The 2,645-nt window shown below is 66.0% G+C and carries 2 protein-coding genes and 1 pseudogene; all 3 read right to left on the bottom strand.

What is annotated here, in order from left to right; all coding sequences use genetic code 11:
• Window positions 1-89: 89 nt before the first annotated feature.
• A complete protein-coding gene (gene tnpC, locus AC0L30_RS42665; protein WP_473406762.1) occupies window positions 90-1,619 on the bottom strand; it encodes an IS66 family transposase in 1,530 nt (509 codons plus the stop codon).
• A gap of 69 nt (window positions 1,620-1,688) precedes the next feature.
• Window positions 1,689-2,045 carry an IS66 family insertion sequence element accessory protein TnpB gene (tnpB, locus tag AC0L30_RS42660; protein ID WP_473406761.1) on the bottom strand — a complete coding sequence of 119 codons (357 nt, stop codon included), beginning with the start codon at window positions 2,043-2,045 and terminating at the stop codon, window positions 1,689-1,691.
• A gap of 10 nt (window positions 2,046-2,055) precedes the next feature.
• Window positions 2,056-2,406, bottom strand: a pseudogene (gene tnpA / locus AC0L30_RS42655) (IS66-like element accessory protein TnpA); the annotation flags it as partial.
• Window positions 2,407-2,645 lie beyond the last annotated feature (239 nt).

Genomic DNA, 2,645 nt, shown 5'->3' with positions numbered 1-2,645 from the left:
GTGTGCGGGTTGAATCCGCTTCCGCGCAAGTCTGATAGCAATGCGGCGGATTTCCTGGATTGACCAACGGATCAGTGTAAGCGATGTTCTCAGGCCACGCGCCAGCGTTTTTGGGTAGCGAGATAGGCCCAGGGTAGCAATTCGTCGATCTGGCTGTTCGGGTGATCGTTGACGATGCGGGTGATGACGTCGGCGAGATAGGCGTGGGGTTCGACGCCGACGAGCTTGCAGGTTTCGATCAGTGAGGCGATGACGGCCCAGTGTTCGCCGCCGCCGTCCGAGCCAGCGAACAGGGCGTTCTTGCGGTTGAGCGCGATTGGGCGGATAGCGCGCTCAACGACGTTGGAATCGATCTCGATGCGGCCGTCGGCAATGAAGCGCGTCAGCCCGTCCCAACGCGACAGCGCATATCGGATAGCCTCCGCGAGTTTGGTCTTCTGGCTAATCAGACTGAGCTTGGCGCGCAGCCAGGGTTCGAACTCGTCGGCGATCGGCCGGCTCTTCTCTTGGCGGACGGCGCGACGCTCGTCGGCGGTGCGGCCGCGGATCTGGGCTTCGATGACGTAGAGCCCGGCGATACGTTCGAGCGCCTCGCTGGCGATCGGTGCGGGACCGGCCGCGGCGAGTTCGTAGAAGCGCCGGCGCACATGGGACCAGCAGAACGCCAGTTCTACGTCACCGCGCTCGGCCAGGACCCGATAGCCGGCATAGCCGTCGACCTGGAGGATGCCGGCAAAACCCGCGAGGTGGACGATCGGCCGTTCGGCCTTGCGATCGGGAGCGTAGACATAGGCGACGGCGGGCGGGTCCGTGCCGCCCCAGGGCCGGTCGTCGCGGGCATAGGCCCAGAGCTGGCCGGTCTTGGTGCGGCCGCGTCCGGGATCGAGCACCGGGGCGGTGGTCTCGTCGGCAAACAGTTTTGTCGACTGCTTCAGCCTCGCGAGCAGTCGCTCATGCACCGGCCGCAACAGGAAGGCTGCCCGCCCGACCCAATCGGCCAGGGTCGAGCGATCCAGCTCGAGGCCCTGGCGGGCGTAAATTTGAGCCTGCCGATACAGCGGCAGATGGTCGGCATATTTGGCGACGAGTACCTGCGCTACGGTGGCTTCGGTCGGTAGCCCGCCCTCGATCAGCCGCGCTGGCGCCGGTGCCTGCACCATGGTCTCGCAGGCCCGGCAGGCATACTTCGGCCGCCTTACGACCAGGACCCGGAACTGGGCCGGGACGATATCCAATCGTTCGCTCACATCCTCGCCGATCCGGTGCAGCGCCTGCTGACAGCAAGGGCAGGCGTGATCGTCGAGGTCGATCAGCATCTCGACCCGCGGCAGATGCGCCGGCAGCGCTCCTCTGTTCCTGCGGCGCCGTGCGGCTCGGCTCGATCGCTCGGCAGCATTGGCTGCATCGGTTGCGGCATCACTGCTCGCCTCGACCTGCTCGACCTCCTCCAGGCCGAGCAGCAACTGGTCCTCCGGCAGCGTCTCGGCCCGGCGGCCGAAGCGATGACGCTGCAACTCCTTGATGATCTGCTCGAGCCGCGCGGCGCGCGCCCGTTCGGCCAGCAGCATCGCCTTGAGCGTGCCGGGATCGTCCGGAAGCGTGTCGGCCGTCGTCGCCATGATGCGATTACACCATGCGTCGCGGCATCCCGCGAGCGCGACATGCATACTGATTCACTGTGCCGCAGTTCAACTCCCCTGGATCGGCGACGGTGTCTCGCGCGCGGCGTGGACGCGCTTCCAGTCCAGTCCTTCGAGCAAGGCTGACAGCTGCGCCGCGGTCAGGCGAATGACGCCGTCCTGCACGTTGGGCCAGCAGAACGAACCGGTCTCAAGCCGCTTGGCGAACAGGCACACACCCGTGCCGTCCCAATAGATCAGCTTCACCCGGTCGGCGCGCTTGGCGCGGAACACATACACGGCGCCGGAGAACGGATCGGCCTGGATGCTCTCACGCACCAGGGCCGCGAGCCCTTCGGCACCCTTGCGGAAGTCGACCGGCCTGGTTGCCACCATCACCCGCACCGCGCCCGTCGGACCGATCACGTGCAAGTCTTCAGCGCATGGACACCGCCGCAACCGTCGCGGCATCCGCGCCGCGGCCGACCCGGACGGCGACGCCGTTGATCTCGATCTCGATGATGCCGCTGTTCTCCGCCCCCTCGAGCGTCTTCCGAAGTCGTCGGCGCTGCCGCGGTGAGCGCTCCGGCGGCGTGGACGATGGGGTAACGACAGCGGGCACGAACGTCTGCGGCTCGGGAGCCACAGGGATCGCAAATGGCTGTCGCATTTGCCGGCGCCACGTAAACAGCTGTTGCGGCGACAATCCGTGCCGCCGCGCGACCTCCGATACCACGGCTCCCGGGGCCAGCGTCTCCTCGACAAACCGCGCCTTGTCGTCGGCCGAGAACTGACGGCGTCAGCCGCTCTCCGTGATGACCTCGACCCGACGAACCGCGGTCCTGGGCTCAAGCATATGGTCAAACTTAGACACAAGCCGATCTCCACTCAGAGATCGATCATTCCTCGCTCGACGCCTTCAATGGAAGGTGGGACCGAAACAGCACTTACGGATCAGTGGTGGGGTGGTTATGTTTTGGCTTTTGCCGGGGGGCGCCGTTTCGTTTTTTTGGGCGGTGGCGGATT

The sequence above is a fragment of the Bradyrhizobium sp. MI1.11 genome, assembly GCF_055811255.1.
The sequence above is the reverse complement of the archived record's forward strand: the minus strand, read 5'-3'. Positions and strand labels throughout refer to the sequence as shown.